Genomic DNA, 20,950 nt, shown 5'->3' with positions numbered 1-20,950 from the left:
GCTCATGCTGAAACGATAAAAGTCGCCCAATTGGCGACTTTTATCGTTTCTTTACTTTTCAACTCTATTCAACACTCATTACGTACTGGGCTATGTTCTTACTGTGGTCTCCCACACGTTCCAGATTGCTTAACACATCCAGGAAAATGGCGCCGGAATCACCTGAGCACAGGTTTTTATTAAGCCGCTGGATATGCGCTTTTCTGTATTCCTGCTCCATCCTGTCCAGCTCCGCTTCGTAACGAAGCACTTCCTCGGATGCCTGCATATCTTGGTGCTCAAGGGCATATATCGCTCTTCCCACTGCCAGGTCAGCCATCTCGATCATCTTTTTCAGCTCCTGTTCCGCCTCATCAGAAAAATCAACCTTATGCTCCGTGCAGTACTGTGACAACTCGACAATGTTCTCAGCATGATCTCCGATCCGTTCTATGTCATTCACAGCATGCATTAATCCGGTAGCTTTCTCAGATTCGGCTTCCGGCATGCCCTTCTGATGAATTTTCACCATATATTCCGTAATTTTTCGCTCCAATTCGTTGATCAGCTGCTCCTTTTGTAACGCCGCCGCCGCCGATTTCTGATCTCTCTGGAAAAAATAACTGGCTGCATCAGCTAACGCTTCTTTCGCATAGCTGCCCATACGAACTATTTCATGCTGGGCCTGACCGAGTGCCATCGAAGGAGTGGCAAGCAGCCGAGCATCCAAAAACTTGGGTCTAAACTCAAGCTCATCCATTTTGCCGGGAACCATCTTCGTGACGATCCACGCCAAGAATGGAATTAGCGGGAAGAAAATAACCGTGTTTGTTACATTGAAAAATCCGTGTGCGTAGGCAATTTGCATCCGCACATTGACGTCCTGCCCCATCCACAATACAACTTGATAAACGAGCGGAAGCATCATCATAAAAATAATAATTCCCAGAACATTAAATACAACGTGCACTAATGCCGCTCTTCTGGCTGCAATTGATGAGCCGATAGCAGCCAGCAATGCTGTGATCGTTGTTCCTAAATTATCACCGAATAGAACCGGTAACGAATGCTGGAAGCTGATCGCGCCCTCATCGGCTAACGTTTGCAAAATACCGATAGCAGCAGATGAGCTTTGAATAATTAAAGTGAATACGGTTCCGGCCAGCAGTCCCAGGATTGGATACTGCGACATGTTGACAATAAATTCCGAAAAAGCCGGCAGCTGGCTTAGCGGCTTCAATCCGCTTCCCATCGTCGACAGCCCCAGAAAAAGCATACCGAAGCCAAACACAACTTGTCCGATGTATTGAGCTTTCTTCCGTCCGATAAAGAACAGCAGAATGGCTCCAAGACCTATAATTGGCAGCGCATAGGATTCAATTTTAATCCCGACGATAAAGGCGGTCATCGTTGTCCCGATGTTGGCCCCCATAATAACACCTATAGCTTGTCTTAACGTCATTAAGCCGGCATTGATCAAGCCAATCGCCATTACCGTCGTTCCGGTAGAGGATTGAATCAGAATGGTCACCACAATGCCGAAGAACACGCCTAATAAGGGATTGGATGTATATTTGGCCAACAAATCTCTCATCTTGTCGCCTGCTGTTTTTTGCAGTCCATCCGACATATATTTAATGCCGAATAAAAAGACGCCCAATCCACCTACAAATTTGAATATAAGATCCTGCCAGTCCACTACATTACCTCCTGCTGTCTACAATTGAATTGCCGCCTAAAAAATCAGAACTACACAGTAGAAAAAAAGGTCGCAGCCGTTTCAATTGCAAGGCACTGTTATGTTCTTCCAAAATGACAATCTCTATACATTTTTCAGCTACCTGTGGCTTCGCTAAAAAAATATCCAATAGTTTATAGGCATCCTCTCTTTTTTAGGGTGGTCGACATTTTCTATAATTTCCAGAACACTAAGGTCTGTTTTTGTTTTAAGCTCGTCGCACACTCATTATCTCCACCCGTCCAAAACTTTCTAGAATTTCTTATAAGGAGTATCTGGCTGCAACCGCCTAAATTAGTATAACAAATCAGCAACCATAGGAGGAAGCTTTTTTCTTAAGGGGTTTCATTTAGAAATAAAAGTTTAAAGGAAACAGTAGGGCACCACGAGTGAGGCTAATATAATGACAACCGCGCTGGGAAATCATCAAAGCTTAAATAGTTCAAGATTAAACTTAATATCGTTAATATTTATCGACACTAAATTTAAGTAATTATAGTTATGTAAACTTGTACTTTTATTTAAAATTATTTTTGCATAATTTATATTTACAGGAACATTTTCCATCTAGAATTGATGAAATTCCAAATACAAAAATGTAAGCCTACTTTTACAGCAGGCTTACAAGGTGAGACAATTACTTGCTTATTTGCTTTGAGAACGTCTAGTTCTCCAACCCAGTACTACACCTGACAGAATCAACAAAGTGCCAAAAAGTTGGACAAGGTAATTGGTTTGCTCCCCGGTTTTCGGGAGAGTTGGCTTCGGTTCAACCGGAACCGGTACTTCTTCTCCGCCTAACGGAGTTTCCTCATCCACAATGATGACTTCTTCTTCATCAATTCCGCCTTCATCTGTAACCGGCTCACAAATCCAGCTGCCGTCAGGACCTTCGACCAATTTGCCTTCATCAGACGAGCTGCATTCCGCTGGGTTGCCTCCCAATGGCGGTTCACCATCGTCTACTTGAACAGGTTGGTCGTTATCACCTGGTACGGTAGGAGTATCTGAATCAGGCTCGGGATCCGGATTGCTCGGCACGCTTGGTACACCTGGCTCACTTGGTTCGCTTGGCTCACTCGGTTCGCTTGGCTCACTTGGTTCGCCTGGCTCACTTGGTTCGCTTGGCTCACTTGGTTCGCTTGGCTCACTCGGTTCGCTTGGCTCACTCGGTTCGCTTGGCTCACCCGGTTCACCTGGCTCACCCGGTTCACCTGGCTCGTTTGGTTCACCCGGCTCATTTGGCTCGCCCGGCTCATTTGGCTCGTCTGGCTCTTCCGGTTCGTTAGGCTCACCTGGTTCACCTGGCTCTTCAGGCTCGTTTGGCTCACCCGGTTCGCCCGGAACTTCTTCTTTTCTGTTCTTAATTTCTTTGCTCAGATCTCCATCGGTCACTACAATAACAAATTCGTTCGGTTCGGGCTGCAGAATATAACCTGCAGGAGCCTCGGTTTCGATCAACCGGTATTCACCGGACAGAAGCTTCTCAAATACTGCTTTGCCATCCTCATCAGTTTCAGCCTCGGCCCGCAGCACCCAGTTGCCGTCCTTGTTTTTGCGCTCCAGCTGGAACTTCGCTCCCTCCAGCTTCCGGGATGTGTTGTCTGCATCAACCTTGATGACGGATAGACTCCGATTAACTCCGCTGCCATCTCCACCGCCGCTGGAGAATTCAACAATGATTTCTTTCTCTGTTTCCGTAACCATTTCTTCAACATTTTCGCCTAAAAAGTTAACTTTGTTCGTAACTGACTCGCCGTTATCGGCATCAATCAATGATTGATATTCCAAAATGTAGGCTTCTTCGATTGCAATTTTGCCATCAATCTTATTCAAAAAGCTGAGTTCAAATCGTTCAGAACCATCTTCTTCGAAAAATTCAATCTCATATTCGCCTTCATCAACCAGGTCACCTTTGCTCAGGCTTCCATCAGCTTTAACATTCGTTGTATAAAGCTTGAAAGAATCCTTTTGCAGCAGCTGGTTGGCGCTCGGATAGTCAACGATTTTAGCATTTTCTACATAAGATTGGCTGCGGTTGATAAAGATCGTCCAATCAACGTATGCGCCGTTTTGCTTTCCGCTCTTGTTAACCAGTTCCCCGCCATGTTTGATATCTACATGTGCCTTTAAATCTTTGGATACCGGGGTTCCTCCGTCAAATAACTTAGCTGTGTTATGAACTCTATTATCTTTGACTAGAGCACCAGAGTAATCAGTTTTAAAGGTAATATAATGAGGAGAATGGATTGTTCCCAGCTTCAAGACCAGCTTCTGATCGGTGTATTCCACCTCATAAGAATCGGGATCTAGTTTGTTTTCTGTGTCAATCTTCCAGGAACCATTCTGATTAATAATCAGCGGATAAACTTCTACAGAGCCTTCAACAAACTTCTGGTCACTCTGCAGTACATCTTCAATTATTGCGTCTGTGATAGACAAGCTGTTGAAGTTGACACCCATCTCCCAAGTAATTTGTTTTGATGTGGCATCATATTCACCTTTCTTGAAGCCGTTGTCCTTAACTGGCTGGATTGGGTTACAGTTAGCTGACGCAGTCCGGTAACCCTCATACTCACCATCCCAGCTAATGTCTGCCCTGTTTGTGAAGCGCTCAATACCGCCGCCGGCAGGAGCTGAGTATTCGGTTTGGAACGAGATAGTGTAAGTATCGTCAAGAGACTCTGTGAAGTTAATTTTAAAACCATTTGACGGCTCATGCTCGACCTCATAAACAGCCGACTGTACCGTCTCGCCTTTAGAGTTCTTAATGACCAATGTATCAGGCAAGAACTGTTGATTATTGTCAGGCGTATCCGTAACGGTTACACCTGCAGGAAGCTGATTAAGGTTTCCATGAACTTTGATTTCCCATCCGATCTTGTGCGACTGGTAGTCGAATCCTTTACAGCTTTTTTTCGATGACAAACGGACGATACTCTCCCACGCCAGGCTTGGTAATTCCTCCGGTTGAAGCTTCGTTTGTTACTGTACCCGGCTTGGTTATTAGTTGGTTAGCCCCTGTTGCGTACTCGATTTTATAGGCCCCGGTGACAGGTTTATGATCATTGATAAATTTCAGAGTAAAGCCGTTTTTCTCTTGCTCCGAAATGTTCTCGATCTGATAATCCTCGCCTGCTACTAGCGCAGTGCCCTTCTGATCTTTGCCATCGGCATCCCATTTAATGGGGTAAATCTTAAGTGAGCCGTCGACCAGCGAATGAATGTTGGTGAACAAATCGCGAATCTCAGGATCAGGTATGTTTCTTTCATCATAGTTGTATTTGATTTCCCAATACATGGTTTGCGTTGCGCGGTCATACCTCACGAACCGCTTCTCCAGATGGGTTCCTCGTGTGATAGTGACAGTGTCTAGATCGCTTACGGGAGTAATATTAGTCCCGGAAAGCTCCGCATTGTTGATAAAGGTTAAGCTGGTTTCCTCACTGGCGTCTGTAATGCGGGTCCAGTACTCGATCCGGTATGCCTCACTAATGTCACCCAAGCCAATGAGCAGATTGTTACCGTCGAGATTCACATTGTAGCTGCCCGGATCAACCTCATCACCGACAGTCTTCTCCCCATTGAGATTGACATTAAGATGATTCACTTTGACCGAGTCTGAGATCAGCTCGAGGCCGGACGGAATTACATCGGTGACGGTTGCTCCGTACACGGCAGACAGTACACTGTTTACATCAACAGTCCACTTGATCTTCTTGGCATTGAACGATTGCGGCTCGCCATCCTCGTTGGTCGCCTGGCCGCTTTTCTCAATGCTCTCTACCTTATCCGGCTGCAGTCTGACTTTCAGTTTGAAATAGTCATTCTCGTTGATTTTAAATACAATTTCCTGCGTTGTCTCTTCAATAAACTTTTCCTTGTTAAACATCGTTTCGAACCAAAGGGTTCCCTTGACATCTTCATGCGACTCGATGAATTCGTTAAAGGTCATAACCGCCCGGTTCGTTAAATGATTGACATGGAACGTTCCTACCGACACCTCGCCGGAGTTCAAACTGAAATTGAGATCATTCACAAGCTTGAATGTGTCCGGAAGCTCAAAGCTGAATGTGTCTCCTGCAGTATAATCATGATCGTTAGGAAGCTCCCAATTATATTCCAGCTTGACTGTAGCGTTCTGCTCCCAACTCAGGTTGAGGTCTACGCCTTGCGGGTTATCGTATACAGATACGGTAACGCTGTTTTTGCTGTCCGTAATGGTTACCTTCAGATCAGTAAGAATATTCTCTGTTATGTCTTTTCCTGCTGAATAGACTGATGGCAACCCTACTGCTAAAAATGTATGCAGCATTAAAACAAAAGATAAAAACACCATACTAACCTTTTTCTTCATCCACTCGACAATCCCTTCGTTACTAAAAGTTTCTTACAGTCTGGCAAATGGCTGTTAATCTGTTATGCTAATATCTCCTTTAAGCTGCATCCCTCCTATCCTTAGTGACGCTATCCATGACAATCATAGCTACTTTACCTAATCGTTCTGAACAATTTCTAAACTAGCAAGGTCAGCCGTCCTCTATAGATCCGGGATACTCGGTTAGGCCGGTTCCATAACAATTAAGGAAGAAACAGCTTAGTCTGTCATTTTTCCTTTGATGATCAGCCTGTGTGTACCCGTGTCAATCGGATGGCAGGTGACCAGCGTTATTTCTCTGTCCACCCCATTGCTCTCCAGAACCCACACCTCTTCCGGAAGAACATACAGCTTCTCGAACACTGTATATTCGAACTGCTCTTCTCCGTTATCCACAATGATGCGGTCTCCCTCTTCCAATTCGTCTAGACGATTGAAATTTCGTCCATAGGCATGATTTCGATGTCCGGCTACAGCATAGTTGCCAACCTGGCCCATCTCTCCGGTATTTTCAATACTGGCGGCCGTTGTTTTCAAATTCTCCTCGGTTGCTCCACTCAAAATGGGCAGGTTCAAATCGATCTTATCTATGACCAGCATCCCCTCCATATTTTCCGGCCTTGCCAGCGTCTGTTCCTCCGCAGGTTCATTGCCAGCAGCTGGAACAAATGCAGTGCTTACATAACTAGCGGAACTATTACCGGCATCTGCCAAAAGGGAATCTTCCCCGCTGCGTATGTTCTGAAAGCTGTGCTGCCATTGCCGGATGAGCTTTTCCTGCTGGGCATCATAATAGATTTGTGATAGCTTCGGGTAACCAAGAATTATTATTCCTATGCATATGAGCATCAGAGATGCCAGTTTTCTTTTCATTTGCCCTCCCTCGTCCAATTACATTCGCTTGAATGCTGCATTAAAAAGTTGAACCTTTCCTCTATAGGTATGGCTCCGGCTAGGAGATCTGCTTGTTGAGATACGTCGCAATAGGACCTGGATGAAATGTCAACGTTCCAGGCCAGCCAAATAGATCGAGTCGATGAAAAAAACAGTGGCATTACGATCGAAGTTACAGTGAGGAGTTCTGCTGGAGATTGGATTGGGACCGATGGTAATACCTCTGCATCTTGAACTTTCTTCAATCATATTTCCCTTTCCTGGAAAAGCTCTGCCTGTAAATAGGTTGATCATGGCTGATTCCATTGTTTCGTTTCGGCATCTCCTCTTTCTAATTCGTACAATTGCAGCTGCTTTCCGACCACACCTTAGAGCAGTATAACGCGCACTCCTTAACAAAAACTGAACAACTGCAGTGACATCAGGCGAAATTAGGTGAGAATAAGCGGAGTCAAGCAAAATTAATCAATCAACAAGTAAGGTTGGCTGGAAAGACTACTCAAGGTCTGTCTAGCCGAATCGATTAATTTTATTTAACATTTGCGGAAAATATTCTTAAACGGTTAATTTGCACGAGACCGGGTTGCCAAAGACAAATTTTATTTATTCCTTAAATAAAAAAGAGACGGCTTGTCAGCAGCAGATTACCGCTGCTGGCAAGACCGTCTATCTGGCTCTAACTGAAACCCTCTATGTTACTCTGGCTATAAACCCTCTATGCCAGGCAGTCGGCATATTGTCTGCTAATCATTGTCTGCTAATCAATGAGATCACCTCATCAAGCTTGGCGGCAAGCTCAGCTTTGATTGCTTCCGAATCTGCCCAGTCCTCTCGCGCTTTATCCAGTTTCTCTTTGGCTTTATTGAGAAAATGAACCGCCTGCTCATTTCTGCCATTAGACAAATGATGACTGGTCTGCCTCAGCAGATTGATCAGTTCGGATACAATCGGCTCCGGCAGTTGTCCGTTCTGAGCATAGTTTTGAACAGTCGTTTGTAATCCGGCAAGCTCCAAGTCGGTATTGGTGTACCGCCATAGCTCATGACGGGCCCCTTCCACTCCTGATCTCAGGTACAATGCACCTGCAGAATCCTGCGTGACATTGCCGAACTGGCGGGTATTATCCAATATGGTTACGCTTTTGGTTTGCCCGTCTATCCGAAAGAAGATCCCGCGTGCTGTTCCATACACATTGCCATCTGCGGCCGAAACCAGGAAAGCATCTGACCAGATTGTGCCGCCGTAGCTGATGTCCATTACCGGATGCTGTTCAATGACGGCTTGGGTGTCCGGATCAAAAATAAACAGCACACCTTCGGCAAACCCCCACAGATATCCATCCGGTCCGACAATGACGGAGGTTACGGCTTTCTTGCCTGCTACCGGGGTCATTTCCAACTCTTTCTCTCCGGTCTCTACATCCCAAACGAACAGCTTCCCTTCTGTTGCAGAGGGTGCCGGGGCTCCGTATGCTCCCCAAATCGAGGTGCCGCCGTATACTTTTCCATTATGATAAACCAGGGTCACGATGCTTTGATCCTCTACCAGATTACGCATGACATCCAGTGACCTGCTTACAGGATCATAGATGGCAAATGCGCCTCCAAGCTGACCGTACTGGGGTACAGTCCCGATAAACACCTTGTTCCACTCTTCTGAAGCGGCCATCCCGAAGGGCCGATCTTGCAGTGCATCTGCCGGGAACCGGGCGACCTCCTGCGGATTGCCCGACTGCCATGGGCTTGCTGTATCGAAGACGGACAGCCGCGCTTGCGGGTATATCCCGAAATACATCACATCGCCGATTGCAGTAATGCCTTCCGCCTGGCTCATGCCAGAGGTGCGCGATTCCATGATCCCGCTAACCGGATCATAGATGGCTGTACCGCCCTGAATACCCGACACGTACACCCGGCCATCCGGCCCGCCAGCTATGGAACGGATCTCGATCGGTTGGCCCGGTACATCGACCGTACGACTTCGCAGCTCCCCGGTCGTTAAGTTATAGGACAAGGCTGCGCTGTATCCACCCCAGGCGGACAGAATACTTTCCGGTGCTGCTTCGGTTCCGGTTTGCGAGATGCGCACCGACTTCCAGCCGTTGTAGCCGCCAAGGCGCACCACCGGATTAATTTCTCCAGTAGCAAAATCATATTCATGCAAATGAGCGTCCGAAGGCATAAATATATACGCTTTCCCCCCGTCCGGAGAACCGATGACGCTGGACGAGACGCCGGTAATTTGATGTTCAATTTGCTTTGAATACTTATCCATAATTATCATCATGGATGATCGATTTAATTGGATAAATAATTTGCTGCCGATCACATTGATGCTGTTCGGATATTCTTCAACGGACAGAGACTCCGGCATCCAGTTACCCGATACCTCACCAGTGGCCGGATCAAACTCTACCAGCTTGTTGCTAGTTCCAGTGCCGACATAAAACAGTTCTCTTTCCTCATCATAAGCGAGCTGGCGCACATACTGCTCTCCAGGAATAATGTTTCCCAAATCCGTAAACTGGTCACTAGCGGGATCGAACTCGAACATTCGGCCGCCGGGATACGTTCCCCCGTACACTTTGCCACCAGGACCGTTAACGAGACCATAAATATAGGTTTGGCCGGCAACAGGCTGGCCAAGCGGCTCCAGAGCGTCCTCCCCTGGCGTATAGCGGAACATTTCCCCTGTGCCATTCGTTCCGATATAAATTTTGCCGTCGGAGCCTTTAACTGCCGTGATCGAGCTGGACGCATTCGGGATCGGCAGTATATATTCAACCTCCAAGGTAAGGGCGTGAATCACGACAAATTGTGCGGGAGCGCCATTGACCGCAGCGCTTATATAAGGGGTGCCGTCAGGCCCTTCGAAAGGCGTTCCGCCAATGCCAACCACTCTTTTCAAAGCGGTTCCCAAGTTTTCATAGCTTTCCGAAAAAGGATTCTGCTGCGAGGAGGCCCCCGCCGGGAAACAGCCAATTATGAGCAGCAAGGCGAACAGTCCTGCGAACAACGGTCTTCCGGATCGAATCATAGACAAATCCTCCTTAACCTTTTTTTCATGCTTGAGCTCTCACCATCGGACAAACCTATCGTTGGAACGCTGCTATTGTTCTATCTCCGTTTCCTTTCTTTATCTCTGTCTCTTGGTATGACTTGATTCATTCTGCTTAATGCTGGCTGGCGCCGTTACCGCTTCACTTTCAGCTACCGTGAAATCTCCTTTCTCCCACCTCCTTCCTATCTGTATAGCGTGTATCTTCGAAGGCGCGTTTTGCCATCGGAAAAATAGAGTGTGCCTTCTCGGTCTTCAGCTAAAAAACGCGCTCCATCCTCTGCAAGCAGCTCCAATTCACTACGAACCGGCGAGTAGCGGAACAGCATCGTCCCTTGAACGGTGCCGTATAAAGAACCATCACGACCGAATAACAGCGAAGCATCGCGCCATACCGATTGGCTGCCGTAGCGGTGATCTGGAAACAAATGGGCCGTATGAACAAACCGCTCCTCTTGGCGATCAAACGCAAACAGATAGCCTTCGCCCATGCCCCAGAGCAAGCCGTCCGGCCCTGCAGCCAGCGCAGTCAGCGCCTGAATGTCCGGTACGGGAAGCGGAATGCCTTTGGCACGTCCGCTGGCAGGATCGAAGACCAGCAGCTCTGCTGCCGTTCGCGTCGGGGCTATTCCCAGTCCGCCCCATATCGTCGTGCCGCCATAGAGCAGCCCTCCCGCTGTGAGGAGCGCGACGATGCTCAAATCCGGCAGCGGATTCCGATACACCTGGCGAGTTCCATCCGCAGGCCGGTAAGCAACGATAGAGCCGCCGAGTTTGCCGTAGCCGCATATCGTGCCGATGTAAAGCACATCGCCGATAACGGCTAGCCCGTAAGGGCGATCCTGCTCCTCAGCTGCCAGGTTAAACAGCAGGCGCGGGTTATCACCGCCCTTATCGAGTGTCCAGGGACGGCTGGGGTCGTATTCGAACAGCTTAGCTAACGGATAAACACTGAAATACATCCGGCCGCCTAATTCTGCTATCGCTTCTGTTTGTCCGACTCCTTTATATTCCTTGAACTGGCCGCTGAGCGGATTAAATACCGAATTGCCGCCTACAAGAAAAGCGCCGGTATAAATACCTCCGTTTGAAGCGGCAAACACACACTGGATGTTCGTCGGAACTCCTTCGATATCCAGGTCGGCGAGATGAAGCCGGCCGGATTGCAAATTGTATTTAAACAGTCTTGTCTTTCCCATGCGGCTGCCGGCTCCGACCAGCGTTTTGCCCGGATACAGCTCCTGGTCCTCCAGCTCGACAAGTCCGAGATTATATGGAGAGATCGTCGTATCCACATCGAGCGGAGCGGTTGTTTTTGAATCCAATTCATAGCGGTACAGCTTTCCTACCCGTGTATAGTAGACAGCGCCTTCATGCACGGGAGAGACGCCCAGACTAGACACTGCAGGCAATTCGCATTCAAGCTGCTCCTCGATTACGCCATGTTCATCAATAGATAATGCGTACACCAGCATCCGGGCGGAAGGATGCAGGCGAACGAACAGCTTTCCTTCCTGGAGGTTCAAGTCATAGACGAACTCGTCATCTTCCCGGTACTTCTCGGGGAGCAGCTCCGTCTGCTCGCCCGTGGCATGAACATACCTTCTCAAGTACGGATGAGAGCCGATTCCGACATACGTCACTCCGGCTTCTTTCCAATGGGCGAGACTTCGCACATAATGCTCCCCGGATACGAACGGCTGCGGACCGAACGCTCGGAAGCCAGAGGCTGGATCGTATTCGTAAAAGACGGCGCCAGGATAAGTTCCGCCATAAATTCTACCTTCTCCTGCCGGAATTAAGGAGTAGCCGAACGTCGTTTCTGGAGTCGGTCTTCCTATATGGTCCAGTTGATCAGTCTTTGGATGATAGCGATAGACGTTCCCTTGATTGTATGAAGCAACATATATGCTGCCATCTTCTGCTGTCGTCATCGTAAAGCCCCCCATTGCTCCTGGCAAACGGACCAGCTTTACAACACTTTCTTTATCCAGGTCAATGATGCCCAGCCTGGCATCTTCACCATGAGCCCCATCCAAAGTTACATATATCAAATCGCCGTTTATCGAGAATGACGCGGCATGGGATGTGGAATTGTGAATGGCAGGACCCAACTCTTCCAATGTACCTGCCGTTCTCCCCGAGATTCTCTTTACCTGAACAGCGCTTCCGAATTCATTCATACTCCTGTTCCTTTCCATTAGAGTTCTATACTTCAGAAATTTCCAACAACTAACTTTCATTTTGGTATTGGACTCAAAACTATCAGTGTCTATTAAAAGAAACCATCCTCATACGCTATCCCTTAATGGAGCCGATCATAACCCCTTTGGCAAAATGCTTCTGTAAAAATGGATAAACGATCAAAATCGGCAGGGTTGCCACCAAAATAGCCGCCATTTGAATCGTTTCCGGCGGTGGAGGATTCTCCATGATCATTTCCACCGCACCGAGCGAATTCATTGGATCATTTAAGACAACAATCTGCCTGAGCACCACTTGAATCGGCCATTTGGTCTGATCGTTTAAGTACAAAATACCGGCAAAATAATTGTTCCAATGACCAACAGCATAAAACAGGCAAAACGTGGCCAGTGCCGGCTTTGAGAGAGGGAGAATGACTCGGGCAAACGTCTGCAGCTCATTGGCACCATCGATGAAGGCGGCCTCATTCAACTCCTCAGGAATGCTTAGAAAGAATTGGCGCATCACGATCAGATTGAACGGGGCGATCGCTGAAGGAATGATAAGTGCCCAAAGGCTATCCAGAAGCCCGGTCGCCCGGATCGTTAAATAGGTAGGGATCATCCCTGCCGAGAACAGTATGGTAAAAAGCACCATGAACAGCATGAACGACTGTCCTGGCAAGCGCCGCGTCAGCCCATATGCCATCGCTGAAGTAAATAACAGATTAACCAGGGTGCCCATCACCGTCACAAATGTGGTTACTCCAAGGGAGCGGACGAAAGAATCGGAGGCAAAAATGTAGCGGTAGGCATCGAGTACCCATTCCTTCGGCCACAGCAGCAAATCGCTAGCCATGTATTCATGCAGGCTGGAGAACGATACCGCGAAAATATATACAAAAGGAAGCAGCATCACGGCCCCGATTCCTCCGAGCAGAAGCAGGTTAATCAGATCAAAGGCTATGCTGGAAACCGGCCTGCGGATAGCTGTACTGCTTCGTTTAAATTTTTCGAGCATCAGTAAATGCCCTCCTCCCCGAATTTCTTGGCCAAACGGTTAGCAGCCACCACCAGGATCAGGCCAATCAGCCCTTTGAACAAACCGACAGCCGTTGCAAAGCTGTAATCGGATTGATGAATTCCTTTGAAATACACGTATGTGTCCAGTACATTCCCAATCTCCATATTGAATGAATTCAGCATAAGGAAAATCTGTTCGAAGCCGCTGTCCAGTACATTGCCCAATCGTAAAATAAGCAGAATGACAATCGTACTGCGGATCCCGGGCAGCGTAATATGCCACAGCTGGCGCCAGCGTCCGGCCCCATCCATGACAGCCGCTTCATACAGACTGGGACTGATGCCAGAGAGAGCCGCCAAAAAAATGATCGTTCCCCAGCCTGCCTCCTTCCATATCACCTGCAGCACGATCAGCGGCCGGAAGAAAGAGGGGTTAGTCAAGAAATCAATCGGGCCGATGCCAAATTCCAGCTGCAAGAACGTATTTACAAGCCCGCTCCCTCTTAAGAAGATGGTAAAGACTCCCACCACAATGACCCATGACAGAAAATGAGGCAGGTAAACAACCGATTGAATCAGTCTTTTGTACAGCCCGCTCCGTACTTCGTTCAGCATTAAAGCCAGGATGATCGGTGCCGGAAAGGCGAATACGATCTGCAAAAACGATAGGGCCAGCGTGTTCCACAGCACACGCACCACCTCGTCATCTTCAAAAATGGTAGCGAAGTGCTGCAATCCGACCCACGGGCTTCCCGCAAAACCGAGAAACGGGCTGTAATCCTGAAAGGCGATAACCGAACCCAGCATCGGCACATATCTGTAAACGATAAAATAAATAAGTCCGGGCAGAACCAGTATATACGCGTAACGCTTGCGCCAGATGAAAGGCAAGGCCCGTTTCTTTCCTGCTGCTATCGTACCCGCCGTCTCGGCGGGAGAAGGACGTTGTTCCATCCAAGCTCCTCCTCGTCCGTTATCTTTGCTGTCACCTACTCCCAAGCATCCTCAGGATTTTCTAGCGTGGTCCCTTCATTTACTTCTTTGATCCAATCAGCACCACCCTTTGCCATCCATTCCTCGACCATCGCCTCCCATTCGCTAATCGGCCGCTGGCCTGTAATCATCTTGGACTGCTCACCAAGCAGGAACTGGTTCAATTCCGCTCCTTTGGTCTGTTGGGTTGGTGAAGGTACGGCGTAGTGCGGCGAACCATAAAACTTGCTTTGTCCGTGAAGCTGCAGCATTTCCTGTACAACATCATTCAGTATCGGATTAGCGTAGCTATAAACTTTATCCGCCTCATTCTCTGGCCAAGGGACATCATCAAGCAAATAAGTTGTAGGCCGGACCCCAGCCTTTAGCGCTTCCTGGTTTACAACGATTTCTCCGTCCGTTACGTCATATCCGATACCGATGCCGCCCATGATCCAGTCATAATCGGGATTGTCAGGATTCATCTCGTCTACAGGAATGAAGCCGCGCCCGACTTCGGTTATATCCAGAATCCGACGTACTTTATCGGGATCCTTGCCTGCTTCGGCAGATATTGTCATGAAACCGACAAAACCGCTGCTGGATGCGAGTCCTTGAGATCCGTCCGGAGCAACAGCCGGAGCCATAAACGTAAATTTGGCATTCGGATCGAGTGCAAGCAGACTGTCGGAATTAGCCTGGATCATTCCCCGCGGTGTTCCGATAAAGATACCGGCTGTTCCTGAATAAAACTCCTTATTGGTTGCGTTCCAATCCAAGGTAGCGAAATCTCTCGTGATTGCGTTTGCCTGGTACAGCTCAGCCAGCAGCTCGATGAATTCCTTCCTTGCCTCCGAAATGATACCCGGGATAAAATTACCGTCTTCATTTTTGTGATACCATGCCCCCGGATCCCAATATGCGCCTAAGTTATAATTGGGGTTAATGTCTTTACCAAGAGCAATGCCATAGGTATCATCCTTTCCGTTACCGTCCGGGTCATCCCGTGTAAAAGCCAAGGCCACTTCCTTCAGCTCTTCATAATTCGTGGGCACGTCAAGACCTAAATTATCAAGCCAATCCTGACGGATCATCGGAAGGAAGCCGAAGCGCGGGTAGTATTTGGGAATCGCATAGATTTTTCCGTCTACCCGAAATTGATCCCATACAAAATCAGGGACGACTTTCAGTGATGGATAATCTTCAATGTAATCGTCCAGCGCCAGAAACGCGTTTTGCTGGGCAAATTTGACATAGCGATTGTTAAGATCCGATGCTTCAAAAGCGATCATGTCTGGGATCGAGCCCGAAGCAAATACCGCGCTTAATTTTTCCCCGTAACTGGCGACAGGCACCTGTGTGATCTGGTAATCGACATTGAACCGCTCATTAATGGCTTGAACCCCCGGACCATCATTAGGCGGCAGCTCACCGTAGCCAAACTTCATGGCCGTAATCGTCATTTTTTTTCATCAGGGTTAGCCGATTCAACTGCCGAGCCTCCCTCGGTTTTTGCTTCTCCTTCTGTCCCCCCTCCTTCTGTTCCCGTTCCAGAGGAACAAGCCGTAAGTGCCAGAGCGAGACTCATGCCAACAGCCCATTTGCGATAATTCATTGCAGCAGCCTCCTTGATTTTCGTTTTTGTTATATGCCTCTCATTTGCTTCATGAGCGAAGTGCACACAATGTGAGTAGTTATGAGATGCCAAAAGCAAAAGATTTAATCATAGCGGATGACCATGCCCAGTGTACGGTCCGGTGCATTCTTATACCTGTCGTACGCTTCCTTTACATTATTAAAAGCGACTTCTCCCGTAATCAGCGGAGAAATTTGAATGGCCCTGCGTTCCAACAGCCTCATAAACTCTCCCATATTCCTTCCTTCTGTCCAACGGGCGAAGGCATAGGGATAATCCTGGCCTTGCCGTTCGTATAGCTCGTCACCACGGCCTGGACCTCCTGCTCTGGAGACGACGACACCAGCTTCCTTTCGAAACATCAGGCTGCGGCTGAAATCAAGCTTCATATCACCAACAACGACAACCTGCCCGCGCTCGCGAACCAAATTAAGCGCAAGATCGATTAAATGTCCGTCGGAAGCGTTTGCACACAAAAGAACTGCATCAACCCCCCTTCCTTGTGATAATTCGGAGCAAGACTCTGACAACTCTTGTGAAGTAACAGCCGTCCGGCATGCCGGCAGCATATTCTGAAGCACTCTCCTTCTTTCTTCCAGTAGATCGTACACAGCTAATTGGTAGCTGGCAGCATTGGCAATTTGGGCAACCAATTGGCCGATAATGCCCAGCCCTATAACCGCTGCCGACTCGCCAAACTGCAGCGAGCTTTTTCTCAGGGCATGTATAGCAATGGCTCCAAGACCAACGAAGGAAGCTTCCTCGAACGATACGCCGTCTGGTATAGGCACCACCAAATTACGGGGAACAGCCAGCCACTCGGCATGACGGACATACGGACCTCCATAGCAGGCTACTCGCTGACCGGGATGCAGAGGACCGCAATCGCCATTCATTTCCTCAATATATCCGGCTGCGCTATAGCCTAGAGCGGCTGCCTGCTCATTGGGACGACGGGCAATCATAAGCTCTGTTCCCGGACTTATAGCAGAACATACAGTCCGGATAAGAACCTGATGTTTACCTGCTGCAGGTTTTTCTTCCAAGCTATACTCAATCTGACCCTTTTTCGCATGAATGACATACAATTTCTCTGCCTCCCATCCAAATTCCATATCACATTTAGACCAAAAACATAAAATCATTCATTGGTATGTATCTGGTTGGATTATAACCGTGTCGAGAAAGCGCTGTCAATACACATCACTGCATTTTTATTTTTAGACTTTTAATACTCCCCCGCATATCAAGCAGCATGCTTCACTTTTCCTCTTATAGCTTGGTTAAAGTTAAGTAAGCTTTCTGTATCTATAGACAAGCCATTACTTTTAATAAATAAACAAAGCAACCATAGCAATAATGCAACCATTGAATATGCAACCTGATTCGATCCAATAATTTTCTTTCTTGCAGGTGCACGTGACTTTTCTTGTGTGTTGAATTATACTGGTTTGTAAAGACTGCTCTAGTCCTAGCCTGATTTACTTTGTTTATTTAGGTTACTTCCACACTTATTTGGGTTACTTTCACACTTCAACCAGATACAGTTCAGCTCTTCCCTTATAGAGCAAATAGATGAATATTTTTTTTATTTCACCTTCAGCATTAGGAGGATTCAAGTGAGTCGTAAAACTAGACAATCCGTTCTTCGAAGTAAAGTAGACAGTTTGATCTCAGCTATCCAAAACGAGATTGACAGGGGGGAATTGAAGGAAGGGGATTTTTTGCCGTCCGAGCTGGAGTTAGCCGAACAGTACAGCCTTAGCAAGCATTCTGTTCGCAAAGCTTTGGATTTATTAGTGAATCAGGGTTATGTACAGAAAATTCCACGAATAGGAAACAAGGTAAGCTGCCCAGGAGCCAACCCGGAAATTACCTTGCGGTTAGGTTATTATCCTGCCATGTTAAAGCAGACGGACTTGTCAGCCATGGTGGAAATGTTCCGCAGTCGGCATCCTCATATTCAGATTAAATTAATTCCGATTCCGTTTAAATTTGATGATCTGCATCTGATGAAGCATTACCTTCAGGCTGATCTTATTGATATAGCGATGTTTAATCATCAAAGCTTTGTGGAAAGCCATGAAGCGGACAGCATGGAACGGCTGCTTGAGCCTATAGAATCCAGTCCGGATATCTATCCTTTTTTGCTTTCAGCCTTTCAGAAAGGAGCAAAGCAGTACGCTGTGCCCTTTACATTTTCACCGGTTATTCTGGCTTACAATAAGGATCATTTTGAGGAGCTGGATTTGCCTGAGCCGGACAGCAGCTGGACCTGGGATCATCTGCTTCAAGTAGCCGAGGAAATTACTAAACTTGGCAAACACATCGGTTTTTATTATCATGCCTTATCGGATAACCGTTGGCCTATTTTTTTGCTGCAAAAGAACAGGCTTGCCCCGGACAGCAGCCTGTCCGATCCCGCTGTGGGAGATGAACGCTTGCGGGATGCCGTGCGCATGAGCCGGGAAGTACTTTCCCGGCAAGGGGTCACCTCCTTCCTGTCCCAGAGCGATTTGGAAGCGGAGCAGCTGTTTGGAACCGGTAAAATTACGATGATCATGACCACCTATTTTGGCTTGAACTTTTTCCAGGATGCTCCCTTTCAATTTGATATCGCCCCATTGCCAGCGCTTAACTCTTCCCTTACCTTGAATCTGGTCGTGGGCCTAGCCGTATCCAGGCAGTGTGCCCGTAAGGAAGAAGCCAAGCTGCTCGTCAATGAGTTCACGTCATTTGACTACCAGGCGTTAATCCGCCGTAACACCTTAAGCATACCCGCAATGAGGAAAGCAGCGGAACGTGGAACGGATGCCAGCCACCCTCCTTTACCCTCGGAACCGTCACGGTTTACCTTATACAGGGAAATTATTCAAAGTTTTCGCCTTCATAGTGAATTGGGACTGAATGGCGAGCAAATGAATAAAATGCGGAATGAATTAATGCTGTATTGGGCTGGTATATCAGATCTGGAGCAATGCTGCAGCAATCTTGAGTTAACGCTTCTCCTGGAGAAAACGGGTATGGTCTGAAGTAAAGACTTGCGTCTTTTATGGAGGCTTTTAGGGGGTCCCTTAGTTTTCCAAGCAGCCTTTTCCGAACGGTTTAAGGCCAGCTAGATTATCCCGTAAGATCGCAAAGTCTTTAATCTCTCGACTGTAAGATAGCCTCTCCACTCGGCTTCCGCACCGGGTCCAACAGCCTGCCAGCTTATTGGCCATCCCCCGTCCTCAGCCTGTTGACGGATTAGGGCTTGCAGATGGACGTTTACATCGGTGTCAGAGATAAACTTTCCGGGGTAATCGCCTTTTTGCGGTACCCAATCCAGCACTTTGTGCACATACCCTTCAGCTTCGGGATCCAGTTCTATTGTTTCTGGAAGCTGAAGCCATTCGTCCACCTTTTTCAAATATTTTTCCGCTCTTGCGGTTTCGGGTGTGTGCTGTAAAAAAGTGATCCAATGAATACCATCATGATAACCTTTAGGTTTTTCTGTCTCCATATAGTGCCATAAAAAATGGACAGATTTCTTAAACCAGTCTTCTCTAAAAAAGTCCGTCCTCGTTTTTTGCTTATACAACAGGCCGATGATAGTCCCGGTAGGGTTCATTGATGGCAGATCGTCCCGCTCGACTTTCCACCATGGTGTGGAAGGATACTCCCCCGCATTCCGGAAGATTAAAGGCAGGCCGCCTTCAGATAGTGTTGTTTGTTTAACGTAGTTAATGATTCCTTCCAGCAGATCTGGCGGAAAATAATCGAGCTCGTCCATAATGTGAAGTGCCACTTCCGTCGGTATAGGCTGACTGTAGGGACAACGGATATCCGGCTCCAGTGCGTTTCCAAAGCCACCATCCGGGTTTTGATAACTCCGCAGCGCTTCAATTACCGCTTCTTTACTGCCCCCTTCAAAAAAATACTCAAATCGTCTGCGGTCCAGCAGGCGTCCATTTCGATAAAGAAACAGCTTGGCCCGCTCCAACACTTCATTTATATTCATCATGTCCTCCTTCAGTTTTCCCGCTGTTGGGCATTCTGGATTACGCTTGTTCCAACCGAATTCCCGGCTTGCCCTCTATTGATTTTAGTGTGATTTTCTGTTACTAACGGGAGAGGATGAGCCTCCTCAACCATATCTGTCCCGAAGTTGATTAGCTAACGAGCAAATCTCTTCTCGCAGCAGTTCTGGCTCCAATACCTCCGCATCCATACCAAGAGTAAAGAAAAAACGCACAGCCCAATTCCATTCCGTGGACGGACATATAAAATCCAGCTCCCACTCTTCATCCGAAATTTGCTGAACATGCTCACCGATATGCTCATCCTGCTCCGCTAATAACGAGCCCCGATAAGTTAATCTGGCGACAATACGGATAGCTGAATCAGTTATACCCGTTTGTGAATTTAAGGCTTCAGCTTCAATCATTTCTTCTGCTGAGTCTGGCTTATCGGCTTCCCGGATAACTTCAAAACGATCAACGCGAAAGGTCCTTCGTTCCCCGTGTGTAACCGAATAAGCATCACAATACCAAAATCCATGCGCAATATAGAGCCTGCGGGGAAACAGCTGCAGCCAGCGTTGATGATTGGCAGATCGGTACAAGGCATGAATCCAGCGCTTTTCAGTCAAATAAGACCAAAGCTCGGCTAAATGAGGGGCCTTCACTTTACGACGGGGCATCTCTATTTCCACCTGCTCTAGCATCGGTTCTACTTGCGTTAACACCGGTTTAGGTAATATAGCTCGGATTTTGTCCGTCACCGTCCACCTTGAGGCAGCCGCAAACGGTGTATCGTTCATTTTCGCCAGACTGCGGAGGGCGAACAACACAGTCAGTGCTTCGTTCGAATCGAGTTCCAGCGGCGCCAGCTGAAATCCCTCCATCAAACTATACCCCCCCGCAGAGCCAGGCATTGAACATACAGGGATGCCCATTTCTGAAAGTGATTGCATATCTCTCAAAATAGTCCTTCGGCTTACCTCAAATTTATCTGCTAACTCTTGAGCTTTTGCCGGCTGCTGCTGAAGCGAGATCAGAATCGCCAGGAGCCTGTCCATTCGATTCACAACCAATTCCCCATTTCAAAGC

The 20,950-nt window shown here is 47.7% G+C and carries 14 protein-coding genes; 1 reads left to right on the top strand and 13 read right to left on the bottom strand.

Features of this window, described 5'->3' with window-relative positions:
- Nucleotides 1-64: 64 nt before the first annotated feature.
- The 11 genes from PSHG_RS00930 to PSHG_RS00875 all read right to left on the bottom strand — a co-directional run bounded on the left by PSHG_RS00930 (nt 65) and on the right by PSHG_RS00875 (nt 16,948).
- Entirely contained in the window at nt 65-1,678 is a 1,614-nt protein-coding gene (locus PSHG_RS00930; RefSeq protein ID WP_010268115.1) for a Na/Pi cotransporter family protein, read from the bottom strand.
- Between the two features lie 684 nt (nt 1,679-2,362).
- Nucleotides 2,363-4,645, bottom strand: coding sequence for an LPXTG cell wall anchor domain-containing protein (locus tag PSHG_RS00925; RefSeq protein ID WP_026021113.1), 2,283 nt, complete (start codon nt 4,643-4,645; stop codon nt 2,363-2,365).
- Nucleotides 4,623-6,074: a collagen binding domain-containing protein gene (locus PSHG_RS00920; protein ID WP_026021112.1), complete on the bottom strand. Its 1,452-nt coding sequence runs from the start codon at nt 6,072-6,074 to the stop codon at nt 4,623-4,625. The genes PSHG_RS00925 and PSHG_RS00920 overlap by 23 nt, the downstream gene beginning before the upstream one ends.
- A 240-nt stretch (nt 6,075-6,314) precedes the next feature.
- A complete protein-coding gene (locus tag PSHG_RS00915; RefSeq protein WP_010268112.1) occupies nt 6,315-6,968 on the bottom strand; it encodes a class D sortase in 654 nt (217 codons plus the stop codon).
- Between the two features lie 768 nt (nt 6,969-7,736).
- Complete coding sequence (locus PSHG_RS00905) at nt 7,737-10,025, bottom strand: FIMAH domain-containing protein (protein WP_010268107.1); 2,289 nt, start codon at nt 10,023-10,025, stop codon at nt 7,737-7,739.
- Nucleotides 10,026-10,231: 206 nt separating this feature from the next.
- Nucleotides 10,232-12,229, bottom strand: a complete 1,998-nt coding sequence (locus PSHG_RS00900; protein ID WP_010268103.1) for a ligand-binding sensor domain-containing protein — start codon at nt 12,227-12,229, stop codon at nt 10,232-10,234.
- 115 nt (nt 12,230-12,344) lie between these two features.
- The gene (locus PSHG_RS00895; protein WP_010268101.1) at nt 12,345-13,250 is read right to left on the bottom strand and encodes a carbohydrate ABC transporter permease; all 906 of its coding nucleotides are present in this window, start codon (nt 13,248-13,250) and stop codon (nt 12,345-12,347) included.
- Nucleotides 13,250-14,206 carry an ABC transporter permease gene (locus PSHG_RS00890; protein ID WP_010268099.1) on the bottom strand — a complete coding sequence of 319 codons (957 nt, stop codon included), beginning with the start codon at nt 14,204-14,206 and terminating at the stop codon, nt 13,250-13,252. The genes PSHG_RS00895 and PSHG_RS00890 overlap by 1 nt, the downstream gene beginning before the upstream one ends.
- A 35-nt stretch (nt 14,207-14,241) precedes the next feature.
- Nucleotides 14,242-15,687 (bottom strand): extracellular solute-binding protein, encoded by a 1,446-nt coding sequence (locus tag PSHG_RS00885; RefSeq protein WP_010268097.1) that lies wholly within the window; start codon nt 15,685-15,687, stop codon nt 14,242-14,244.
- Entirely contained in the window at nt 15,684-15,839 is a 156-nt protein-coding gene (locus tag PSHG_RS30350) for a hypothetical protein (protein ID WP_157213418.1), read from the bottom strand. The genes PSHG_RS00885 and PSHG_RS30350 overlap by 4 nt, the downstream gene beginning before the upstream one ends.
- Nucleotides 15,840-15,943: 104 nt before the next feature.
- Nucleotides 15,944-16,948, bottom strand: a complete 1,005-nt coding sequence (locus PSHG_RS00875; RefSeq protein WP_010268094.1) for a zinc-dependent alcohol dehydrogenase — start codon at nt 16,946-16,948, stop codon at nt 15,944-15,946.
- 531 nt (nt 16,949-17,479) lie between these two features.
- Between PSHG_RS00875 and PSHG_RS00870 the strand changes: the two genes are divergently transcribed.
- Nucleotides 17,480-18,892, top strand: coding sequence for an extracellular solute-binding protein (locus tag PSHG_RS00870; RefSeq protein ID WP_010268091.1), 1,413 nt, complete (start codon nt 17,480-17,482; stop codon nt 18,890-18,892).
- Nucleotides 18,893-18,975: 83 nt separating this feature from the next.
- Here the strand turns inward: PSHG_RS00870 and PSHG_RS00865 are convergent, their stop codons facing one another.
- Nucleotides 18,976-19,863 carry a hypothetical protein gene (locus PSHG_RS00865; RefSeq protein ID WP_148497590.1) on the bottom strand — a complete coding sequence of 296 codons (888 nt, stop codon included), beginning with the start codon at nt 19,861-19,863 and terminating at the stop codon, nt 18,976-18,978.
- A 123-nt stretch (nt 19,864-19,986) separates the two neighbouring features.
- Nucleotides 19,987-20,919 carry a helix-turn-helix transcriptional regulator gene (locus PSHG_RS00860; protein ID WP_010268087.1) on the bottom strand — a complete coding sequence of 311 codons (933 nt, stop codon included), beginning with the start codon at nt 20,917-20,919 and terminating at the stop codon, nt 19,987-19,989.
- Nucleotides 20,920-20,950: the final 31 nt, after the last annotated feature.

Source organism: Paenibacillus senegalensis JC66 (genome assembly GCF_000285515.1).
Lineage (GTDB): Bacteria > Bacillota > Bacilli > Paenibacillales > NBRC-103111 > Paenibacillus_L > Paenibacillus_L senegalensis.
The sequence above is the reverse complement of the archived record's forward strand: the minus strand, read 5'-3'. Positions and strand labels throughout refer to the sequence as shown.

Bases quoted from the DNA above. Each gene is read 5' to 3' on its own strand.
- PSHG_RS00920 (WP_026021112.1), bottom strand. From the start codon at position 6,074: ATGAAGAAAAAGGTTAGTATGGTGTTTTTATCTTTTGTTTTAATGCTG.
- PSHG_RS00915 (WP_010268112.1), bottom strand. From the start codon at position 6,968: ATGAAAAGAAAACTGGCATCTCTGATGCTCATATGCATAGGAATAATA.
- PSHG_RS00905 (WP_010268107.1), bottom strand. From the start codon at position 10,025: ATGATTCGATCCGGAAGACCGTTGTTCGCAGGACTGTTCGCCTTGCTG.
- PSHG_RS00900 (WP_010268103.1), bottom strand. From the start codon at position 12,229: ATGAATGAATTCGGAAGCGCTGTTCAGGTAAAGAGAATCTCGGGGAGA.
- PSHG_RS00895 (WP_010268101.1), bottom strand. From the start codon at position 13,250: ATGCTCGAAAAATTTAAACGAAGCAGTACAGCTATCCGCAGGCCGGTT.
- PSHG_RS00890 (WP_010268099.1), bottom strand. From the start codon at position 14,206: ATGGAACAACGTCCTTCTCCCGCCGAGACGGCGGGTACGATAGCAGCA.
- PSHG_RS00885 (WP_010268097.1), bottom strand. From the start codon at position 15,687: ATGACGATTACGGCCATGAAGTTTGGCTACGGTGAGCTGCCGCCTAAT.
- PSHG_RS30350 (WP_157213418.1), bottom strand. From the start codon at position 15,839: ATGAATTATCGCAAATGGGCTGTTGGCATGAGTCTCGCTCTGGCACTT.
- PSHG_RS00865 (WP_148497590.1), bottom strand. From the start codon at position 19,863: ATGATGAATATAAATGAAGTGTTGGAGCGGGCCAAGCTGTTTCTTTAT.
- PSHG_RS00860 (WP_010268087.1), bottom strand. From the start codon at position 20,919: ATGGACAGGCTCCTGGCGATTCTGATCTCGCTTCAGCAGCAGCCGGCA.